This is a genomic window from Pseudomonas sp. A014 (genome assembly GCF_052378495.1).
In the GTDB taxonomy this organism is placed as follows: Bacteria; Pseudomonadota; Gammaproteobacteria; order Pseudomonadales; family Pseudomonadaceae; genus Aquipseudomonas; species Aquipseudomonas machongensis.
The window spans coordinates 4,373,112-4,392,667 of record NZ_CP199001.1 but is presented as its reverse complement, the minus strand read 5'-3'; the positions used below and the strand labels follow the sequence as shown (position 1 = coordinate 4,392,667).

Here is a 19,556-nt window from a genome sequence, read left to right as displayed (position 1 = left end):
AGGATCAGCCCTTGGCCCCCGGTGCCAGCATGTTTTCCGGGCGCACCCACTGGTCGAACTGCTCGTTGGTCAGGTACTTGAGCTCCAGCGCTGCCTCGCGCAGGGTCTTGCCCTCGCTGTAGGCCTTCTTGGCGATTTCCGCAGCCTTGTCGTAGCCGATGTGCGGGTTCAGCGCCGTCACCAGCATCAGTCCGCGCTCCAGGTGGGCGGCCATCTGTTCGGCGTCCGGCTCGATGCCGGCCACGCAGTGCTCCTGGAAGTTGCGGCAGCCATCGGCCAACAGTTCGATCGACTGCAGCAGGTTGTGGATGATCACCGGCTTGAACACATTCAACTGCAAGTGCCCCTGGCTGGCCGCGAAGCCGATCGCCGCATCGTTGCCCAGTACCTGACAGGCCAGCATCGACAGGGCTTCGCATTGGGTCGGATTGACCTTGCCCGGCATGATGGAGCTGCCTGGTTCGTTGGCCGGCAGGCGTACCTCGGCAAGTCCGGCACGCGGGCCGGAACCCAGCAGGCGCAGGTCGTTGGCGATCTTCATCAGGGCCACGGCGAGAGTTTTGAGCGCGCCAGCCAGGCTGGTCAGCGGCTCATGGCCGGCGAGGGCGGCGAACTTGTTCGGTGCGGTGACGAAGGGCAGGCCGGACAACGCTGCAAGCTCAGCGGCAATGGCTTCGGCAAAGCCGTGTGGGGCGTTGAGACCGGTGCCGACGGCCGTGCCACCCTGTGCCAGTTCACAAACTGCCGGAAGGGTGGCGCGAATTGCCCGCTGTGCGTAGTCGAGCTGGGCAACGAAGGCCGAGATTTCCTGGCCGAAGGTGATGGGCGTGGCGTCCATCATGTGTGTGCGACCAGTCTTGACCAGATTCGAGTGACGCGCCGACAGTTCTGCCAGGCCCGACGACAACTCGGCGATGGCCGGCAGCAACTTGCCATGCACGGCCTGGGCGGCGGCGATGCTCATGGCGGTAGGGAAGCAGTCGTTGGAGCTCTGCGAGCGGTTGACGTGATCGTTCGGGTGGACCGGCACCTTGCCGCCACGGCCCTTGCCAGCCAGTTCGTTGGCGCGCCCGGCGATCACTTCGTTGACGTTCATGTTGCTCTGGGTGCCACTGCCGGTCTGCCAGACCACCAGCGGGAACTGATCGTCGTGTTCGCCGTCGAGCACTTCGTCGGCGGCTTGTTCGATCAGTCGGGCAATGTCGGCTGGCAGGTCGCCGTTGCGGTCGTTGACTCGTGCCGCGGCTTTCTTGACCAGCGCCAGGGCGTGGAGGACAGCCAGGGGCATGCGCTCCTTGCCGATGGCGAAGTTGATCAGCGAGCGCTGGGTTTGCGCACCCCAGTAGGCGTCCTCTGGAACTTCGACCGGGCCCAGGCTGTCTGTCTCGATACGGCTCATGCTGCGCTCACTCCTTTGTTCAGTCAGAAGTCGCAGTTTAGGCCCTGATCCACCCGGGCGGTCAATCGCTCGTCTTCCCACTTGAGCACAGTGCCCATCGCGGCGCAGAATGCTCTACTCTGAGGTATCCGCCTCACCCTCTCATGAAGGAATTGCAATGACCCGCCTCCGTGTCCTCTTTGCCGCCGTCGCCCTGGCCTGTGCCAGCGGCCAGGTCCTCGCCGCAACTGCCAGCCACAACGCCGCCGCCGAGAAGTTCCTGACCCTGGCCAATGCCGACAAGCTGGGCACCCCGGTGTACATGCAGGTCCAGCAGATGTTCGCCCAGCGCTTCGAGCAGACCAAGGCCCCGGCCGCGAAGAAATCCGTGCTCGACAGCTACCAGGCCAAGGCCAACGCCGCCCTGGACAATGCCATTGGCTGGAAGAAGCTCAAGCCGCAGATGGTCAACCTGTACACCGCGACCTTCACCGAGCAGGAGCTCAACGACCTGGTCAAGTTCTACGAGTCGCCGCTGGGCAAGAAAGTCCTGCGCGAAATGCCCAAGGTCACCCAGCAGTCGGCCCAGCTGACCCAGCAGAGCCTGGAGCCTGCAGTGCCGGTGGTGAACAAGCTGCTGGACGACATGACCAAGGAGCTGGACCCGAACGCTGGCAAGGCCGCCGCTCCGGCGAAGAAGTGAGCCTGAATCGATGAGCATGCAACAACGCATCGAGCAGCAACTGGCAGCGCTTGGCGATCAGCACCTGCAGGTGCTGAATGAAAGCCACATGCACAGTCGTGGGCAGGAGACGCACTACAAGGCGGTGCTGGTCAGCGAACAGTTCGCCGGCCTGAACAGCGTCAAGCGTCACCAGAAGGTCTACGCCACCATGGGCGAGCTGATGGGCGAGATTCATGCCCTGGCGATCCACACCTACACGCCCGAAGAATGGGCGCAGGTAGGGGCGGCGCCGGCCTCGCCGGTGTGTGCCGGCGGCGGGCACTGAAACCTGTCCGTCGTTCTGGTAGAATCCGCTTCATCCGGGGGCCGCTTTGCGGCCCCCGTGTTTTTTGTCAAACCCGGTCCGCCCCTTACGAGGGCAACCACCTGGAGATACAGATTCATGTCCCAACCGATCGTCGTGGCGGCGCTCTATAAGTTCGTCACCCTCGAAGACTACCTCGACCTGCGCGAGCCATTGTTGAAAACCCTGCAGGACAACGACGTCAAAGGCACTTTGCTGCTGGCGCTCGAGGGTATCAATGGCACGGTCTCCGGTACCCGTGAAGGTATCGACGGCCTGCTGGCCTGGCTGCGCAACGACCCGCGCCTGGCGGATGTCGACCATAAAGAGTCGTACTGCGACGAGCAGCCGTTCTACCGCACCAAGGTCAAGCTCAAGAAAGAGATCGTCACCCTTGGCGTGCCGGGCGTCGACCCCAACAAGCAGGTCGGTACCTATGTCGACCCCAAGGACTGGAATGCGCTGATCAGCGACCCCGAAGTGCTGTTGATCGACACCCGCAATGACTATGAAGTGGCCATCGGCACCTTCAAGGGCGCCATCGATCCGAAGACCGAGACCTTCCGCGAGTTTCCCGACTACATCAAGGCCAACTTCGACCCGAGCAGACACAAGAAGGTCGCGATGTTCTGCACTGGCGGCATTCGTTGTGAAAAAGCGTCCAGCTACATGCTCGGTGAAGGCTTCGAGGAGGTCTATCATCTTAAGGGAGGGGTCCTGAAATACTTCGAGGAAGTGCCTCAGGAAGAAAGCCTCTGGGACGGCGACTGCTTCGTCTTCGACAACCGGGTCACGGTGCGTCACGACCTGTCCGAGGGCGAGTACGACCAGTGCCATGCCTGCCGCCATCCGATCAATGCGGATGACCGTGCGTCCGAGCATTATTCGCCCGGAGTGAGCTGCCCGCATTGCTGGGACACCCTGAGCGAGAAGACCCGGCGCAGCGCCATCGACCGCCAGAAGCAGATCGAGCTGGCCAAGGCGCGCAACTTGCCGCACCCGATCGGTTACAACTACAAAGCCGAGGCCTGATGCATGACTGCACGCCTGCTCTATGTGATGGACCCGATGTGTTCCTGGTGCTGGGGCTTCGCTCCCGTGGCCGAGGCGTTGATCGCCCAGGCGCGGGATGCCGGTGTGCCGACGCGCCTGGTGGTGGGTGGCCTGCGCAGCGGTAGCAGCGCGTTGGATAGCTCGACGCGCAAGTACATCCTCGAGCATTGGCAGGCGGTCGCCGAGGCCACCGGTCAGGCGTTTCGCTTCGAGGGCGCCATGCCTGACGGGTTCGTCTATGACACCGAGCCGGCCTGTCGCGCCTTGGTCACGGCGCGTGAGCTCGATGCCGAGCGCGGTTGGGCGCTGCTCAAGCTGATCCAGGGCTCGTTCTACGAACAGGGCCTGGATGTCACCCGCGCCCCGCAACTGGTGGACCTGGCCGAGCAGGCAGGCTTCGACCGCGAACGGTTTTCTGCAGCGTTCGCAAGCGTCGAGACCCGCACGACCACGACAGCCGACTTTGCCTGGGTTCAGGACCTGGGTATCGCCGGCTTCCCGACCCTGCTGGCCGAGCGCAATGGTCAACTGGCCTTGCTGACCAACGGCTATCAGCCGCTCGATCGCCTGCAGCCGTTGCTGGGCCGCTGGCTGCAGCAGGCTGCCTGTGCTTGATCTGTCAGGGTCTAGCGACCCTGTGCCGGGGAAGCCCCCCGTTGCGCACGATCGTCTGAGCTGGGCGGAAATCCGCCGCCTGGCGCTGCACCACAAGAAGGCCTTGTGGACTGCCAACCTGGTTGCCGTGCTTGCCGCCCTCTGCAGCGTGCCGATTCCCTTGCTGCTGCCCTTGCTGGTCGATGAAGTGCTGCTGGGCCATGGCGACGCTGCCTTGAAATGGATGAACCAGTTCCTGCCGAGCCAATGGCAGGTGGCAGCCGGTTATATCGGCTTGATGCTGGTTGCGACCCTCAGCCTGCGCCTGGCCTCGCTGGCCTTCGGTGTGATCCAGGCCAGGCAGTTCGCCGGGCTGGCCAAGGATATCGTGTACCGCTTGCGAATCCGCCTGATCGAGCGGCTCAAGCGGATCTCGCTCAAGGAGTATGAAAGCCTGGGCAGTGGCACGGTCACTACGCATCTGGTCACCGACCTGGACACCCTGGACAAGTTCGTCGGTGAAACGCTCAGCCGCTTCCTGGTGGCCATGCTGACGCTTACCGGCACTGCGGCGATCCTGATCTGGATGCACTGGAAGCTGGCGCTGCTGATCCTGCTGTTCAACCCGTTGGTGATCTATTTCACCGTGCAGTTGGGCAAGCGGGTCAAGCACCTGAAGAAGCTCGAGAACGACAGTACCGGGCGTTTTACCCAGGCGCTGAGCGAGACCCTCGACGCCATCCAGGAAATCCGCGCAAGCAACCGCCAGGGCTATTTCCTCGGGCGCCTTGGAGTACGTGCCCGGGAAGTGCGTGACTATGCGGTGGCCTCGCAGTGGAAGAGCGACGCCAGTGGTCGGGCCAGCGGTCTGCTGTTCCAGTTCGGCATCGACATTTTCCGCGCTGCGGCGATGCTCACGGTGTTGTTCTCCGACCTGTCGATCGGGCAGATGCTGGCTGTGTTCAGTTACCTGTGGTTCATGATCGGCCCGGTGGAGCAGTTGCTCAACCTGCAGTACGCCTACTACGCGGCCGGTGGTGCGCTGAGCCGGCTCAACGAGTTGCTGTCGCGAGAGGACGAACCGCAGTATCCGGCCGCCTGTGATCCGTTCGCTGGGCACGCGACGGTGGGTATCGAGGTGCGCGAGCTGCGCTTCGCCTATGCCGATGAGCCGGTGCTCGATCACCTGGACCTGTCCATCGCTCCGGGCGAGAAGGTGGCTATCGTCGGTGCCAGCGGCGGCGGCAAGAGCACGCTGGTTCAGCTGCTGCTGGGGTTGTACAGCGCCCAGGCCGGGACCATTCGCTTTGGCGGTGCCAGCCTTCAGGAGATCGGCCTGGAGACCCTGCGCGAACATGTCGCGGTGGTGCTGCAGCATCCATCGTTGTTCAACGACAGTGTGCGCGCCAACCTGACCATGGGCCGCGAGTGCAGTGACGACGCCTGTTGGCAGGCGCTGCGCATCGCCCAGCTCGATGCCACCATCGCCGCGCTGCCGCAGGGATTGGACAGTGTGGTCGGGCGCTCTGGTGTACGCCTGTCCGGGGGCCAGCGTCAACGCCTGGCGATTGCCCGGATGGTACTGGCCGAGCCGAAGGTGGTGATCCTCGACGAGGCTACCTCGGCCCTCGATGCGGCCACCGAATACAACCTCCATCAGGCCCTGGCGCGCTTCCTCAGCGGCCGCACCACTCTGATCATTGCCCATCGCCTGTCCGCGGTGAAACAGGCTGATCGGGTTCTGGTATTCGACGGCGGTCATGTGGCCGAAGACGGCGGCCACCAGCAGCTCATCGCCGAAGGCGGGTTGTACGCCAAGCTGTATGGGCACCTGCAACAGTCCTGATCGGGCGGTGCATCAATAGGTGCAGTGGCTGCGACAAAAAGCTCCGCGCAGTTATGGCAAATGGCCTACGCTGTGCTTGTCTGGGTCGATTCGTGCCATATCCGCTCTGAGACAGGGACTACATGAAGGGAAATCGGACTCTCGAGGCGCCAAGGTTGCTGGGAATCATCTGGCCCTTCGTCGCAGTGGTGGTTTTCCAGGTGCTGTTGGGCAGCCTCAGTCTTTATTCGCTTTCGGCCATGCGTGCGTACGTGGCCGGCGAAAGCCTGTGGTCCAAGGCACAGAAAGACGCCATCTATTACCTCAATCTGTATGCCGAAAGCCAGGACGAACGCATCTTCGAGCGTTATCGCCAGGCCATTGCCATACCCCAGGGCGACCGTGAGCTACGGGTGGCTCTCGATCAGCCTGTCCCGGACCTGGAGGCGGCGCGGCGCGGGATCTTGCAGGGTGGTAACCATCCGGACGACGTCAATCGGATCATCTGGTTCTACCGCAATTTTCGCCAGATCAGTTACATGCAGAACGCCATCGGCTACTGGAACACCGGCGACGACTACCTAAGGCAACTGGACGGCCTGGCCCAGCAAATGCGCGAGGCCTTCGTCCAGGGGGTGGCCACTGAACGCGAGGTGGCGGACTGGAAAGCGCGTATCGTCTCGATCAACGAGGGCGTGACGCCGGCCGCCAAGGCATTCAGCGATGCATTGGGTGAAGGCTCGCGGGTGCTGCTGCGGGTGTTGATGGTCACCAATCTGCTCACGGCGTTGTTTCTCATCGCGCTGGCCTGGCGCCGTTCTGCACGGTTGCTGTCCCAGCGCCAGGCGTTTGCCAGCGCTTTGCAGGTGGAGCGTGAGCGGGCACAGACCACCCTTGAATCGATTGGCGATGCGGTGATCACCACCGATGTCGAGGGGTGCATCGTCTACATGAACCCTGCCGCGGAGCAGTTGACCCACTGGCAGGCCTCCCAGGCCCATGGCTTGCCGCTGGCGGCGCTGTTCAGCCTGCTCGATGAGAATGCCGAGCGGGACAGCCTGACCCTGGTCGAGCAGGTACTCAGCGGCAGCCTCAAGGGCGGCGCCGAGCATGCCCGGCTGATCCAGCGCCTGGATGGCAGTACGGTATCGGTCAACCTGGTTGGATCGCCGATCCACACCGACGGCCAGATCAGCGGTATCGTGCTGGCCTTGCATGACATGACGCAGGAGCGACAGTACATCGCCAACCTGTCCTGGCAGGCGACTCACGATGCCCTGACGGGCCTGGCCAACCGCCGCGAGTTCGAGTATCGCCTGGAGCAGGCGCTCAACACCTTGGTCCGTCAGTCGGGGCGCCATTCGCTGATGTTTCTCGACCTCGACCAGTTCAAGCTGGTCAACGATACCTGCGGACACGCTGCGGGCGATGAGTTGCTGCGCCATATCTGCGCCGTGCTGCAGGCAGGCCTGCGCGAAGGTGACACCCTGGCCCGGCTGGGCGGTGATGAATTCGGCGTGTTGCTGGAAAACTGCCCACCCGACCAGGCCGAGCGGATTGCCGAGCACTTGCGCCAGACCGTGCAGAGCCTGCATTTCGTCTGGAAGGGACGACCCTTCGTCACCACCGTCAGTATTGGCCTGGTACACATTGCCCAGTCGCCCGGCACCCTCGAGGCCTCGCTGCGGGCAGCCGACATGGCTTGCTACATGGCCAAGGAGAAGGGTCGCAACCGTGTGCAGGTCTACCATGCCGACGACAGCGAGTTGTCGATGCGCTTTGGCGAGATGGCCTGGATCCAGCGCCTGCATGTCGCGCTCGAGGAAAACCGCTTCTGCTTGTATGCCCAGGAAATCGCCCCGCTCAAGCCCGACATGGGCGCCGGGCACATAGAGATTCTTCTGCGCCTGCATGACGAGAGCGGCCGGACCGTGCTGCCTGACAGCTTCATCCCTGCTGCCGAACGCTACGGCCTGATGACCGCACTCGATCGCTGGGTGGTGCGCAATGTGTTTCAGGTGATTCGTCAGGCGCTGGATGAAGGTTGCAGTCGGCCGCTGGCGATGTGCGCGATCAATCTGTCGGGTAGCAGCATTGGCGACGATAAATTCCTGGAGTACTTGCAGCGATCGTTCGCCGAGTACCAGATTCCTCCGCACATGATTTGTTTCGAAATAACCGAGACCAGCGCAATCGCGAATTTGGGAAGTGCTATTCGCTTCATCAACGAATTGAAAGGCTTGGGCTGCAAGTTCTCCCTCGACGATTTCTGCGCCGGGATGTCGTCATTCGCCTATTTGAAGCATTTACCCGTAGACTTCCTGAAGATCGACGGAAGTTTCGTCAAAGATATGCTCGACGATCCCATTAACAGGGCTATGGTGGAGGTGATCAACCATATCGGCCATGTCATGGGTAAGCGCACCATCGCCGAATTCGTCGAAACGCCGTTGATCGAGCAGGCGCTGCAGGAGATCGGCGTGGATTTCGCGCAGGGTTATCTGATCGAGCGGCCGCAGGTGTTCACCTGTGGCAGCCTTCAGCGACAACGGATTGCAGTAAGGCCCCTGTTGCACCGGGCGCCAGGGACCTTCCGCTGATACCAGTAGCCGTCCGGGAAATCACAGGGAATCAAGGAGCTGACAGTGATTGAAGCATTCGTTCGGATCGGTCCATTGATGGACGCCAAGAGCTATCCCGACTGGGCGCAGAAAATGATCGATGATTGCGCCGAGAGCAAGCGCAGGGTGGTCGAGCATGAGATCTACCAGCGGCTGAGCGACGGCAAATTGAGCAAGAAGACCATCCGCCAGTACTTGATCGGTGGCTGGCCGGTGGTCGAACAGTTCTCGCTGTACATGGCCCACAACCTCACCAAGACCCGATACGGCCGAAGCCAGGGCGAAGATATGGCGCGGCGTTGGTTGATACGCAATATCCGTGTCGAACTCAATCATGCCGACCATTGGGTCAAATGGTGCAAGGCGCACGACATTACCTTGAAGGACTTGCAGGCCCAGGATGTTCCGCCTGAGCTGAACGGCTTGAATGATTGGTGCTGGCGTGTCTGTGCGACCGAGTCCCTGGCCATTGCGATGGCCGCGACCAACTATGCGATCGAAGGGGCGACGGGAGAGTGGTCTGCAAAGGTCTATCCCGACACGGACTATGCGCAGGCCTTCATCCAGCAAGGTGACAAGGAGTCCAAGGCGGCCATGAGGTGGCTGGATCTGCACGCCGAGTACGATGATGCTCACCCATGGGAGGCACTGGAGATCATCTGCACGCTGGTGGGCGAGAACCCTTCCGAGGAATTGCAGGCGCAACTGCGCAAGGCAATCTGCAAGAGCTACGACTGCATGTACCTGTTCCTGGAGCGTTGCCTGGCAATGGAGCCTGTGCAGCGTCAGACCTTCAGCAAGCCGGTGTTGGCGGCGGGCTGATCAGGTGCCCGGCCTCATCGCGCGCTTGCAGGGATGAGGCCGGTGCAGTTGCCGGCGTTTATTGGGCGTTGAACGCCTGTCCGTTCACGCCGCTGCTGTCAGGGCCCATCAGGTACAGGTACACCGGCATGATGTCTTCGGGCAGCGGATTGTCCTGCGGGTTCTCGCTGGGATAGGCGAGCGCTCGCATCGCCGTGCGCGTGGCACCCGGGTTGATGCTGTTGGCGCGCACCGGCGCCACGCCTTCCAGTTCGTCGGCCAGGGTCTGCATCAGGCCTTCGGTGGCGAACTTCGACACGCCATAGGCGCCCCAGTAGGCCCGGCCCTTGCGCCCCACGCTCGACGAGGTGAACACCACCGAGGCGTCCTCGGACAACTTGAGCAGCGGCAGCAGTGTGCTGGTCAGCATGAAGGTCGCGTTGACGTTGATGTGCATCACGCGCATGAAGTTGTCGCCCGACAACTGCTCCAGCGGCGTACGCGGGCCGATGATCGACGCGTTGTTGAGCAGGCCGTCGAGGTGCCCGAACTGTTCTTCGACCATCACCGCCAGTTCGTCGTACTGATGGGGCAGGGCGGTTTCCAGGTTGAACGGAATCACCACGGGTTGTGGGTGGCCGGCGGCCTCGATCTGGTCGTAGACCTCGTTGAGGTTGGCCTCGGTCTTGCCCAGCAGCAGCACGGTGGCCCCCAGTGCTGCATAGGCCTTGGCGGCGGCAGCGCCGATGCCGCGGCCAGCGCCGGTGACAAGAATGACCCGACCCTTGAGCAGGTCGGGGCGGGCGATGTAGTCGAACATTGAGAATTCCCTGTTTTTATCCCTGTGTGTGCTGCCAGCCCTTACTGCTCAGCAGCCGCACAACGCACTGTCGATCACCTTGCGCAGGTCCAGCGGGTGGTCCACCACCACGTCGGCACCCCAGTTGTTGGGGTTGTCCTCTGGATGAATATAGCCGTAGCGCACGGCTGCGGTGCGGGTGCCGGCATCGCGGCCGGATTCGATGTCACGCAGATCGTCTCCGACGAACAGTACGCTGGCCGGATCCAGGTCAAGGGTCTTGCAGGCGAGGATCAGCGGCTCGGGGTCGGGCTTGCTGTTCTTCACGTGATCGGGGCAGATCAGCAGCGCCGAGCGCTCGGCCAGGCCAAGCTGCTGCATGATCGGCTCGGCGAAGCGTACCGGCTTGTTGGTGACCACGCCCCACAACAGGTTGCCTTTCTCGATGTCGTCCAGCAGTTCGGCCATGCCCTCGAACAGCTTGCTGTGCACCGCGCAGTCGCGCTGGTAGCGCTCGAGAAACTCCAGGCGCAGGGCTTCGAAGCCTTCGGCGTCAGGGCTCATGGCGAAAGTGGCGGCGACCATGGCCCGGGCGCCGCCGGAGATCACGCCGCGGATCAACTGGTCGTCCACCGCCGGCAGTCCGCGTTCGGCGAGCATGGCCTGGCAGATGGCGATGAAATCTGGCGCGGTGTCCAGCAGGGTACCGTCCATGTCGAAGAGTACTGCTCGCAGGCGCATGCTCATTCCTCGCGCAGGGTCTGGATCATGTAGTTGACATCGACGTCGCTGGCCAGCTTGTAGTGCTTGGTCAGCGGATTGTAGGTGAGGCCGATGATGTCCTTCACTTCGAGGCCGGCAACACGGCTCCAGGCGCCGAGCTCCGATGGCCGGATGAATTTCTTGAAGTCATGGGTGCCGCGCGGCAGCATCTTGAGGATGTACTCGGCGCCGATGATCGCCAGCAGGTAGGCTTTGGGGTTGCGGTTGATGGTGGAGAAGAACACCTGGCCGCCGGGCTTGACCAGGCGATGGCAGGCGCGGATCACCGAGGAGGGGTCGGGCACGTGTTCGAGCATTTCCAGGCAGGTGACCACGTCGAACTGGCCAGGCAGCTCTTCTGCGAGCGCTTCGGCGGTGATTTGCCGGTACTCGACCTCGACCCCCGATTCCAGCTGGTGCAGGCGCGCCACGGCCAGTGGTGCTTCGCCCATGTCGATACCGGTCACGGTGGCGCCGCGCTGGGCCATTGCCTCGCTGAGGATGCCGCCGCCGCAGCCGACGTCCAGTACCTTCTTGCCGGCGAGGCTGGCGCGCTCGTCGATCCAGTTGACCCGCAGCGGGTTGATCTCGTGCAGGGGCTTGAACTCGCTCTCGCGGTCCCACCAGCGGTGAGCCAGGGCCTCGAACTTGGCGATTTCGGCGCGGTCGACGTTGCTCATTGAACAGATCCTCTGAAAACTTCGATAAAAGGTGTCTCAGGCGGCAGCCGCAGCTGCCGGCCGGTCATTCTTTGCCAGCGCGAATGCGCGCTCCCCAGGTGCGGGCGGTGTCGATCAGTGCCGCTTCGTCCATCTGGGTCAGGCGCCTGTCGTCGAGCAGGTGGTGGCCCGCGACCCAGACGTGGCGCACGCAGTCGCGGCCGGTGGCGTAGATCAGTTGCGAAACCGGGTCATGCACCGGTTGCTGGGCCAGGCCCGAGAGGTCGAAGGCGGTGATGTCCGCGGCCTTGCCCACCTCCAGCGAGCCGATGCTGGCCTCCAGCCCCAGGGCGCGGGCGCCGTTGAGCGTGGCCATGCGCAGGGCGCGGTGGGCGTCCAGGGCCGTGGCCGAACCTGCGACGGCCTTGGCCAGCAATGCTGCGGTCCGGGTTTCGCCAAGCAGGTCGAGGTCGTTGTTGCTGGCGGCACCGTCGGTGCCCACGGCGACGTTGACCCCGGCCTGCCACAAGCGTTCGACCGGGCAGAAGCCGCTGGCCAGCTTGAGGTTGGATTCCGGGCAGTGCACCACGCTGGTGTTGCTTTCTACCAACAGGGCAAGGTCGTCGTCGCTGATCTGGGTCATGTGCACGGCTTGCAGGCGCGGACCCAGCAGGCCGAGGCGCGCCAGGCGTGCCAGTGGGCGTTCGCCGTGCTCGGCCACGGCCCGCTCGACCTCGCCGGCGGTCTCGTGGATGTGCATGTGCAGCGGCGCGTCGAGCTGGTCGGCGATGACCCGGATCTTCTCCAGATTCTCGTCATTGACTGTATACGGGGCATGGGGGCCGAGGGCGACACTGATGCGCGGGTGATGGCGCAGGTCGCCGAACAGCTCGATGGCCAGGTGCAGGGCCTCGTCGGTGGTGCGCGCACCGGGGATGGGGAAGTCCAGCAACGGCACGGCCACCTGGGCGCGGATGCCGCTGCGGTGCACGCGGTCACAGGCTTCGCGGGGGAAAAAGTACATGTCGGCAAAGCAGGTGATGCCACCCTTGAGCTGCTCGGCGATCGCCAGGTCGGTGCCGTCGCGCACGAAGGCTTCGTCGACCCAGCGTCCCTCGGCCGGCCAGATGTGCTCCTGCAGCCAGGTCATCAGCGGCAGGTCGTCGGCCAGGCCGCGGAACAGGGTCATGGCGGCGTGCCCGTGGGCGTTGACCAGCCCCGGAGTGAGCACGCAGTCGGGCAGCTCGCGCACCTCGCGTGCCTGTGGTGCCCGCTCGCGGGGGCCGATCCAGGCAATCAGCCCGTCCCGGATACCCAGGGCGTGCCCTTCGAGCGCCACGCTGGCCGGCTCCACGGGCACCAGCCAGCGGGGTGCGAGCAGCAGGTCGAGCGGCGAAGAGGCTGAAAGCATAGGCAGGCTACCGGGTTCCGTTAAATGGAACGCGCAGTATACCCGAGCGCCTGCGCCCGAGGCTCGCTATAATCGTCCGCTTTTGATCAGTGAATTGCGGGGAGAGGCGATGCGCGAGCGACTTTTGGCGGCGGAGAAGGTGACCAGCATCCAGTGGCGTGATGGCACCCTGCATCTGCTCGACCAGCGTCTGCTGCCGACCCGCGAGCACTGGCTGACCTGCGCCGATGTGGCAGCCGTGGTCCAGGCGATCCGCGGCATGGCGGTGCGCGGTGCGGCTGCCATAGGCATCAGTGCTGCCTATGGGCTGGTGCTTGCGCTGCGTCAGCGCCTGGCCGAGGACGATGACTGGGAGCAGGCGCTGGAAGAGGACTTTCTCGAACTGGCCGAGGCGCGCCCGACTGCTGCCAACCTGTTCTGGGCGCTCAACCGCATGCGCGAGCGCCTGCAGCGGTTGCGCCCCGACGAGGACGTGCTCGCAGCCATGGAGGCTGAAGCTGTGGCGATCCACGACAGCGATCGCGAAGCCAACCTGACCATGGCGCAGAGCGGTATCGAGCAGATCCGTCGCCACCAGGGCAGCGAGCAGACCTTGCTGACCTACGGCAATGCCGGTGCGTTGGCCAGCGGTGGTTTCGGCACTGCGTTGGGGGTGATCCACGCCGCCTATCTGGAGGGCATGGTCGAGCGCGTCTATGCCGCTGAAACCCGCCCCTGGTTGCACGGATCGCGCCTGACGGCCTGGGAGCTGTCCCATGAGGGGATACCGGTCACGTTGTGTGCAGACTCCGCGCTGGCGCACCTGATGAAGACCAAGGGCATCACCTGGGTTGTGGTCGGTGCCGATTGCATCGCGGCCAATGGCGACATGGCGAGCAAGATCGGCACATACCAGCTGGCGGTCTCTGCCATGCACCACGGCGTACGTTTCATGGTGGTGGCGTCGAGTACCAGCATTGACCTCAACCTCGCCAGCGGTGATGACATCCCTCTCGAAGAGCGCGAGGCAGACGAGTTGCTGGACGTGGCCGGGAAGCGGGTCGCTGCGGATGTCGAGGTGTTCAATACCGTTTTCGATGTGACCCCTGCGGATCTGATCGATGTGATCGTGACCGAAAAGGGTATTGTCGAGCGCCCGGACGCTGCAAAAATCGCCCAGTTGATGTGTCGCAAGCGCTTGCATTGAGTGTTTTCGCGAGGGGGATGGCGGTCGGGACTTTCCGCTTCAGTGGCATCCTGCCCCATCTCCCACCCGCCAACCCTTTGTGATACCATCCGACAGTTTCCAAGGCCGCTCTTTTCCGCGGCCTTCATTGCGCAGATCCTGGGCACAACTCATTGATTTGTCGTATGTCGTCGCACTGTCGAACGCTGCGGCGACGAGCTTCGTTCGTCCACCGATGGATATGGCGAAGTTTCACCAGAAAAAGGAATCAGGCTTCTCATGGGCGAACTGGCCAAAGAAATCCTCCCGGTCAATATCGAAGACGAACTGAGACAGTCCTACCTCGACTACGCGATGAGCGTGATTGTCGGGCGAGCGCTGCCCGATGCGCGTGACGGCTTGAAGCCTGTGCATCGCCGCGTCCTGTACGCGATGAGCGAGCTGGGCAACGACTGGAACAAGCCGTACAAGAAGTCCGCCCGTGTGGTCGGTGACGTCATCGGTAAATACCACCCGCACGGCGATACCGCTGTGTACGACACCATCGTGCGCATGGCGCAGCCGTTCTCGCTGCGCTATCTGCTGGTCGATGGCCAAGGCAACTTCGGTTCGGTGGACGGCGACAACGCCGCGGCCATGCGATACACCGAAGTGCGCATGACCAAGCTGGCTCACGAGCTGCTGGCCGACCTGCACAAGGAAACGGTCGACTGGGTGCCCAACTACGACGGCACCGAGCAGATCCCGGCTGTCATGCCGACCAAGATCCCCAACTTGCTGGTCAACGGCTCCAGCGGTATTGCCGTGGGCATGGCGACCAACATTCCGCCGCACAACCTGGGCGAGGTCATTGATGGCTGCCTGGCGCTGATCGACAACCCCGAGGTCACCGTCGATGAGCTGATGCAGTTCATCCCAGGCCCGGACTTCCCGACTGCCGGCATCATCAACGGTCGCCAGGGCATCATCGAGGCCTATCGCACCGGTCGTGGCCGCATCTACATGCGTGCCCGTTCCGAGATCGAAGACATCGACAAGGTCGGTGGCCGTCAGCAGATCGTCGTCACCGAGCTGCCGTACCAGCTGAACAAGGCGCGTCTGATCGAAAAGATCGCCGAGCTGGTCAAAGAGAAGAAGATCGAAGGCATCACCGAGCTGCGCGACGAGTCCGACAAGGACGGCATGCGCATCGTCATCGAGCTGCGTCGCGGCGAGGTGCCGGAGGTGGTGCTCAACAACCTCTATCAGCAGACCCAGCTGCAGAGCGTGTTCGGTATCAACGTCGTCGCGCTGATCGACGGTCGTCCTCGGTTGCTGAACCTGAAAGACCTGCTCGAGGCCTTCGTTCGTCACCGTCGCGAAGTGGTCACCCGTCGCACCGTGTTCGAATTGCGCAAGGCGCGCGAGCGTGGGCACATCCTCGAAGGTCAGGCCGTCGCGCTGTCCAACATCGATCCGGTCATTGCCCTGATCAAGGCCTCGCCGACGCCGTCGGAAGCCAAGGAAGCCCTGATCGGCACGCCGTGGGAGTCCAGCGCCGTGCAGGTCATGGTCGAGCGCGCCGGCGCCGACTCCTGCCGTCCGGAAGACCTGCCGGAGCAGTATGGCCTGCGTGATGGCAAGTACTGGCTGTCGCCTGAACAGGCCCAGGCCATTCTCGACCTGCGTCTGCACCGTCTGACTGGCCTGGAGCACGAGAAGCTGCTGGCCGAGTACCAGGAGATCCTCGAGCAGATCGGCGAGTTGATCCGCATCCTCAACAGCGCCCAGCGCCTGATGGAAGTGATCCGCGAAGAGCTCGAAGCGATCCGCGCCGAGTACGGCGATGCCCGTCGTACCCAGATCCTCGATGCCCGTCACGACCTCAACTACGGCGACATGATCCCCGAAGAAGAGCGTGTGGTGACCATCTCCCATGGTGGATATGCCAAGACCCAACCGTTGTCCGCTTACCAGGCCCAGCGCCGTGGCGGCAAGGGCAAGTCGGCCACCGGCGTGAAGGACGAGGACTACATCGAACACCTGCTGGTCGCCAACAGCCACGCCACGCTGCTGCTGTTCTCCAGCAAGGGCAAGGTGTACTGGCTCAAGACCTACGACATCCCTGAAGCCTCGCGCGCCGCGCGTGGGCGCCCTATGGTCAACCTGCTGCCGCTGGAAGACGGCGAGCGCATCACCGCGATGCTGCAGATCGATCTCGAAGCCCTGCAGCAGAGCGCCGACCTCGACGAAGAGATCGACGAGGCGGAAGACGCGGTGCTCGAAGGCGAGGTGATCGAGCCGGAAGAGGTCGACGAAGAAGACGGCGACACGCCGGAATTGGTTGCCGAGCCAACCGGCGCCTACATCTTCATGGCGACCGCTTCCGGTACCGTCAAGAAGACCCCGCTGGTGCAGTTCGCTCGCCCGCGCTCCAACGGCCTGATCGCGCTCAAGCTGAAGGAAGGTGACACCCTGATCGCTGCTGCCATCACCGATGGCGCGAAGGAAGTCATGATGTTCTCCAGCGCCGGCAAGGTGATTCGCTTCGCCGAGAGCGTGGTTCGCGAGATGGGCCGTACTGCGCGCGGTGTGCGTGGTATGAGGCTGGGCAAGGGGCAGGAAGTGATTTCCATGCTGATCCCCGAGTCCGGCGCGCAGATCCTCACCGCCTCCGAGCGTGGCTTCGGCAAGCGTACTCCGCTGTCCAAGTTCCCGCGTCGCGGCCGCGGTGGGCAAGGTGTGATCGCCATGGGCACCAAGGGGCGCAACGGTTTGCTGATCGGTGCCATCCAGGTTCAGGAAGGCGAGGAGATCATGTTGATTTCCGATCAGGGTACCCTGGTGCGTACACGGGTTGGCGAGGTCTCCAGTCTGAGCCGTAACACCCAGGGTGTGACGCTGATCAAACTGGCCAGCGACGAGACGCTGGTGGGGCTGGAACGTATCCAGGAACCGTCCGAGGATGAGCTCGACGACATCGTCGAGGCGGACGAGGAGGGCGTCGACAACGACGCGCTGGACACGGCTGGCGAAGACCCCGCAGGCACCGAAGAGGCGCCGCAGGACTAAGCCAGTGCACTACCCGAACGGGGCGACCAAGGTCGCCCCGTTTGACTGATTAGCGACGGCAACGTCTGGTTTTTGTGGGAGCGGGCTTGCCCGCGAAGCAGGCGGTGCGATGTATGGCGCCGGCTTCGCCGGTGTTCGCGGGCAAGCCCGCTCCCACAGGATTACCGCTGAACCAGCTGGTTAGATTTTGTTCTATTAGAGCGAGAGTGGATGTGAGCAAACGAGCCTTTAACTTCTGCGCAGGCCCTGCCGCGCTTCCCGACGCTGTGCTGCAGCGTGCTCAGGCCGAAATGCTGGACTGGCGCGGCAAGGGCTTGTCAGTGATGGAAATGAGCCACCGCAGCGATGACTACGTGGCGATCGCTGAAAAGGCCGAGCAAGACCTGCGTGATCTGCTGACCATTCCCTCGAACTACAAGGTGCTGTTCCTGCAGGGCGGTGCCAGCCAGCAGTTCGCCGAGATCCCGCTGAACCTGCTGCCGGAAAACGTCACCGCCGACTACATCGAGACCGGTATCTGGTCGAAGAAGGCCATCGAGGAAGGGCGCCGTTTCGGCAATATCAACGTTGCCGCCAGTGCCAAGCCCTACGATTACCTGGCCATTCCTGGTCAGAACGAGTGGAAGCTGACCCCAGGGGCTGCCTACGTTCACTACGCCTCCAACGAAACCATCGGCGGCCTGCAGTTCGACTGGGTGCCTGAAACCGGTGATGTTCCGCTGGTGGTCGACATGTCGTCCGACATCCTCTCGCGCCCGATCGACGTGTCGCAGTACGGCCTGATCTACGCCGGTGCGCAAAAGAACATAGGCCCGAGCGGCTTGGTGGTGGTCATCGTGCGCGAAGACCTGCTCGGTCGCGCGCGCAGCACGTGCCCGACCATGCTCGACTACAAGATCTCGGCCGATAATGGTTCGATGTACAACACCCCGGCTACCTACTCCTGGTACCTGTCGGGCCTGGTGTTCGAGTGGCTCAAGGAGCAGGGCGGCGTCGAGGCCATGGAGCAGCGAAACCGCTCCAAGAAAGAACGCCTCTACGGCTTTATCGACGCCAGCGAGTTCTACACCAACCCGATCAGCCACAACGCCCGCTCTTGGATGAACGTGCCGTTCCGTCTCGCCGATGAGCGCCTGGACAAGGCATTCCTCGCCGGTGCCGACGCCCGTGGCCTGCTCAATCTCAAGGGCCATCGTTCGGTCGGTGGCATGCGTGCCTCGATCTACAACGCGCTGGGGCTGGATGCGGTGGAAGCCCTGGTGGCCTACATGGCCGAATTCGAGAAGGAGCACGGCTGATGTCCGAACAGGAACTCAAGGCCCTGCGCGTTCGCATTGACAGTCTCGACGAGAAAATCCTCGAGCTGATCAGCGATCGTGCCCGCTGCGCCGAAGAAGTGGCGCGAGTCAAGACCGCTTCGCTCGCCGAAGGCGAGAAGCCGGTGTTCTACCGTCCTGAGCGTGAGGCTGCAGTGCTCAAGCGCGTCATGGAGCGCAACAAGGGGCCGTTGGGTAACGAAGAGATGGCGCGTCTGTTCCGCGAAATCATGTCGTCGTGCCTGGCCCTGGAAGAGCCGTTGAAGATTGCCTACCTCGGCCCCGAGGGCACCTTCACCCAGGCTGCGGCCATGAAGCATTTCGGTCATGCGGTGATCAGCCGCCCGATGGCGGCCATCGATGAAGTATTCCGCGAAGTGGCGGCCGGCGCGGTCAACTTCGGCGTGGTGCCGGTGGAAAACTCCACCGAAGGCGCGGTGAGTCACACGCTCGACAGCTTCCTCGAGCACGACATGGTGATCTGTGGCGAGGTCGAGCTGCGCATCCACCACCACCTGCTGGTGGGCGAAAACACCAAGACCGACAGCATCACCCGTATCTACTCGCACGCCCAGTCGCTGGCCCAGTGCCGCAAGTGGCTGGACGCGCACTACCCGAACGTCGAGCGCGTTGCAGTTTCTAGCAATGCCGAGGCGGCCAAGCGGGTCAAGGGTGAGTGGAATTCGGCGGCGATCGCTGGTGACATGGCAGCCAATCTGTATGGTTTGACCCGTCTGGCAGAGAAGATCGAAGACCGTCCGGACAACTCTACGCGCTTCCTGATGATCGGTAACCAGGAAGTGCCGCCAACCGGCGACGACAAGACCTCGATCATCGTTTCGATGAGCAACAAGCCAGGGGCGCTGCATGAACTGCTGGTGCCATTCCACGATAACGGCATCGACCTGACCCGCATCGAGACCCGCCCGTCGCGCAGCGGCAAGTGGACCTACGTGTTCTTCATCGACTTCGTTGGCCACCACCGCGATCCGTTGATCAAGGCGGTGCTGGAGAAGATAAGCCAGGAGGCCGTGGCGTTGAAGGTGCTGGGGTCTTATCCGAAGGCGGTGCTCTGAATTTATTGTTGCCCGTG

The 19,556-nt window shown here is 63.1% G+C and carries 16 protein-coding genes; 11 read left to right on the top strand and 5 right to left on the bottom strand.

The features are described 5' to 3' along the window. Positions 1–4 precede the first annotated feature (4 nt). Positions 5–1,399: a class II fumarate hydratase gene (locus ACTYOL_RS20395; RefSeq protein WP_197893343.1), complete on the bottom strand. Its 1,395-nt coding sequence runs from the start codon at positions 1,397–1,399 to the stop codon at positions 5–7. 157 nt (positions 1,400–1,556) lie between these two features. On the opposite strand from ACTYOL_RS20395, the gene ACTYOL_RS20390 reads away from it, so the two are divergent. From ACTYOL_RS20390 to ACTYOL_RS20360, 7 genes are all read left to right on the top strand, one after another. Next, a complete protein-coding gene (locus ACTYOL_RS20390) occupies positions 1,557–2,081 on the top strand; it encodes a DUF2059 domain-containing protein (protein ID WP_054893865.1) in 525 nt (174 codons plus the stop codon). 10 nt (positions 2,082–2,091) lie between these two features. Next, positions 2,092–2,388 (top strand): BolA family protein, encoded by a 297-nt coding sequence (locus tag ACTYOL_RS20385; RefSeq protein ID WP_054893866.1) that lies wholly within the window; start codon positions 2,092–2,094, stop codon positions 2,386–2,388. 117 nt (positions 2,389–2,505) lie between these two features. Next, positions 2,506–3,438 (top strand): oxygen-dependent tRNA uridine(34) hydroxylase TrhO, encoded by a 933-nt coding sequence (gene trhO, locus ACTYOL_RS20380; protein ID WP_444756980.1) that lies wholly within the window; start codon positions 2,506–2,508, stop codon positions 3,436–3,438. A 3-nt stretch (positions 3,439–3,441) separates the two neighbouring features. Continuing rightward, on the top strand, positions 3,442–4,074 hold the full coding sequence (locus ACTYOL_RS20375) for a DsbA family protein (RefSeq protein WP_153772850.1): 633 nt from the start codon (positions 3,442–3,444) through the stop codon (positions 4,072–4,074). Further along, on the top strand, positions 4,067–5,899 hold the full coding sequence (locus ACTYOL_RS20370; protein WP_197893344.1) for an ABC transporter ATP-binding protein: 1,833 nt from the start codon (positions 4,067–4,069) through the stop codon (positions 5,897–5,899). Before ACTYOL_RS20375 ends, ACTYOL_RS20370 begins: the two co-directional genes overlap by 8 nt. Before the next feature lie 122 nt (positions 5,900–6,021). Next, entirely contained in the window at positions 6,022–8,478 is a 2,457-nt protein-coding gene (locus ACTYOL_RS20365) for an EAL domain-containing protein (RefSeq protein ID WP_197893345.1), read from the top strand. Positions 8,479–8,523: 45 nt separating this feature from the next. Continuing rightward, entirely contained in the window at positions 8,524–9,321 is a 798-nt protein-coding gene (locus ACTYOL_RS20360; RefSeq protein ID WP_151926277.1) for a TenA family transcriptional regulator, read from the top strand. 58 nt (positions 9,322–9,379) lie between these two features. Here the strand turns inward: ACTYOL_RS20360 and ACTYOL_RS20355 are convergent, their stop codons facing one another. The 4 genes from ACTYOL_RS20355 to ACTYOL_RS20340 form a co-directional block, all read right to left on the bottom strand. Then, positions 9,380–10,120, bottom strand: coding sequence for a YciK family oxidoreductase (locus ACTYOL_RS20355; RefSeq protein ID WP_444756979.1), 741 nt, complete (start codon positions 10,118–10,120; stop codon positions 9,380–9,382). A 48-nt stretch (positions 10,121–10,168) separates the two neighbouring features. Further along, positions 10,169–10,840, bottom strand: coding sequence for an N-acetylmuramic acid 6-phosphate phosphatase MupP (mupP, locus tag ACTYOL_RS20350; RefSeq protein ID WP_125931655.1), 672 nt, complete (start codon positions 10,838–10,840; stop codon positions 10,169–10,171). Positions 10,841–10,842: 2 nt separating this feature from the next. Next, complete coding sequence (ubiG, locus tag ACTYOL_RS20345) at positions 10,843–11,541, bottom strand: bifunctional 2-polyprenyl-6-hydroxyphenol methylase/3-demethylubiquinol 3-O-methyltransferase UbiG (RefSeq protein ID WP_112898930.1); 699 nt, start codon at positions 11,539–11,541, stop codon at positions 10,843–10,845. Positions 11,542–11,605: 64 nt separating this feature from the next. After that, a complete protein-coding gene (locus ACTYOL_RS20340) occupies positions 11,606–12,931 on the bottom strand; it encodes a TRZ/ATZ family hydrolase (RefSeq protein ID WP_197893346.1) in 1,326 nt (441 codons plus the stop codon). A gap of 109 nt (positions 12,932–13,040) precedes the next feature. Between ACTYOL_RS20340 and mtnA the strand changes: the two genes are divergently transcribed. From mtnA to pheA, 4 genes are all read left to right on the top strand, one after another. Further along, entirely contained in the window at positions 13,041–14,117 is a 1,077-nt protein-coding gene (gene mtnA, locus ACTYOL_RS20335) for an S-methyl-5-thioribose-1-phosphate isomerase (RefSeq protein ID WP_200603663.1), read from the top strand. Between the two features lie 258 nt (positions 14,118–14,375). Next, entirely contained in the window at positions 14,376–17,147 is a 2,772-nt protein-coding gene (gyrA, locus tag ACTYOL_RS20330; RefSeq protein WP_444756978.1) for a DNA gyrase subunit A, read from the top strand. Positions 17,148–17,359: 212 nt separating this feature from the next. Then, the gene (serC, locus tag ACTYOL_RS20325) at positions 17,360–18,445 is read left to right on the top strand and encodes a 3-phosphoserine/phosphohydroxythreonine transaminase (RefSeq protein WP_444756977.1); all 1,086 of its coding nucleotides are present in this window, start codon (positions 17,360–17,362) and stop codon (positions 18,443–18,445) included. Continuing rightward, a complete protein-coding gene (gene pheA, locus ACTYOL_RS20320; protein WP_054893877.1) occupies positions 18,445–19,539 on the top strand; it encodes a prephenate dehydratase in 1,095 nt (364 codons plus the stop codon). The genes serC and pheA overlap by 1 nt, the downstream gene beginning before the upstream one ends. Positions 19,540–19,556: the final 17 nt, after the last annotated feature.

Coding starts and splice junctions, on each gene's coding strand:
- ACTYOL_RS20395 (WP_197893343.1), bottom strand. CDS start 1,399: ATGAGCCGTATCGAGACAGACAGCCTGGGCCCGGTCGAAGTTCCAGAG.
- ACTYOL_RS20390 (WP_054893865.1), top strand. CDS start 1,557: ATGACCCGCCTCCGTGTCCTCTTTGCCGCCGTCGCCCTGGCCTGTGCC.
- ACTYOL_RS20385 (WP_054893866.1), top strand. CDS start 2,092: ATGAGCATGCAACAACGCATCGAGCAGCAACTGGCAGCGCTTGGCGAT.
- trhO (WP_444756980.1), top strand. CDS start 2,506: ATGTCCCAACCGATCGTCGTGGCGGCGCTCTATAAGTTCGTCACCCTC.
- ACTYOL_RS20375 (WP_153772850.1), top strand. CDS start 3,442: ATGACTGCACGCCTGCTCTATGTGATGGACCCGATGTGTTCCTGGTGC.
- ACTYOL_RS20365 (WP_197893345.1), top strand. CDS start 6,022: ATGAAGGGAAATCGGACTCTCGAGGCGCCAAGGTTGCTGGGAATCATC.
- ACTYOL_RS20355 (WP_444756979.1), bottom strand. CDS start 10,120: ATGTTCGACTACATCGCCCGCCCCGACCTGCTCAAGGGTCGGGTCATT.
- mupP (WP_125931655.1), bottom strand. CDS start 10,840: ATGCGCCTGCGAGCAGTACTCTTCGACATGGACGGTACCCTGCTGGAC.
- ubiG (WP_112898930.1), bottom strand. CDS start 11,541: ATGAGCAACGTCGACCGCGCCGAAATCGCCAAGTTCGAGGCCCTGGCT.
- ACTYOL_RS20340 (WP_197893346.1), bottom strand. CDS start 12,931: ATGCTTTCAGCCTCTTCGCCGCTCGACCTGCTGCTCGCACCCCGCTGG.
- mtnA (WP_200603663.1), top strand. CDS start 13,041: ATGCGCGAGCGACTTTTGGCGGCGGAGAAGGTGACCAGCATCCAGTGG.
- gyrA (WP_444756978.1), top strand. CDS start 14,376: ATGGGCGAACTGGCCAAAGAAATCCTCCCGGTCAATATCGAAGACGAA.
- pheA (WP_054893877.1), top strand. CDS start 18,445: ATGTCCGAACAGGAACTCAAGGCCCTGCGCGTTCGCATTGACAGTCTC.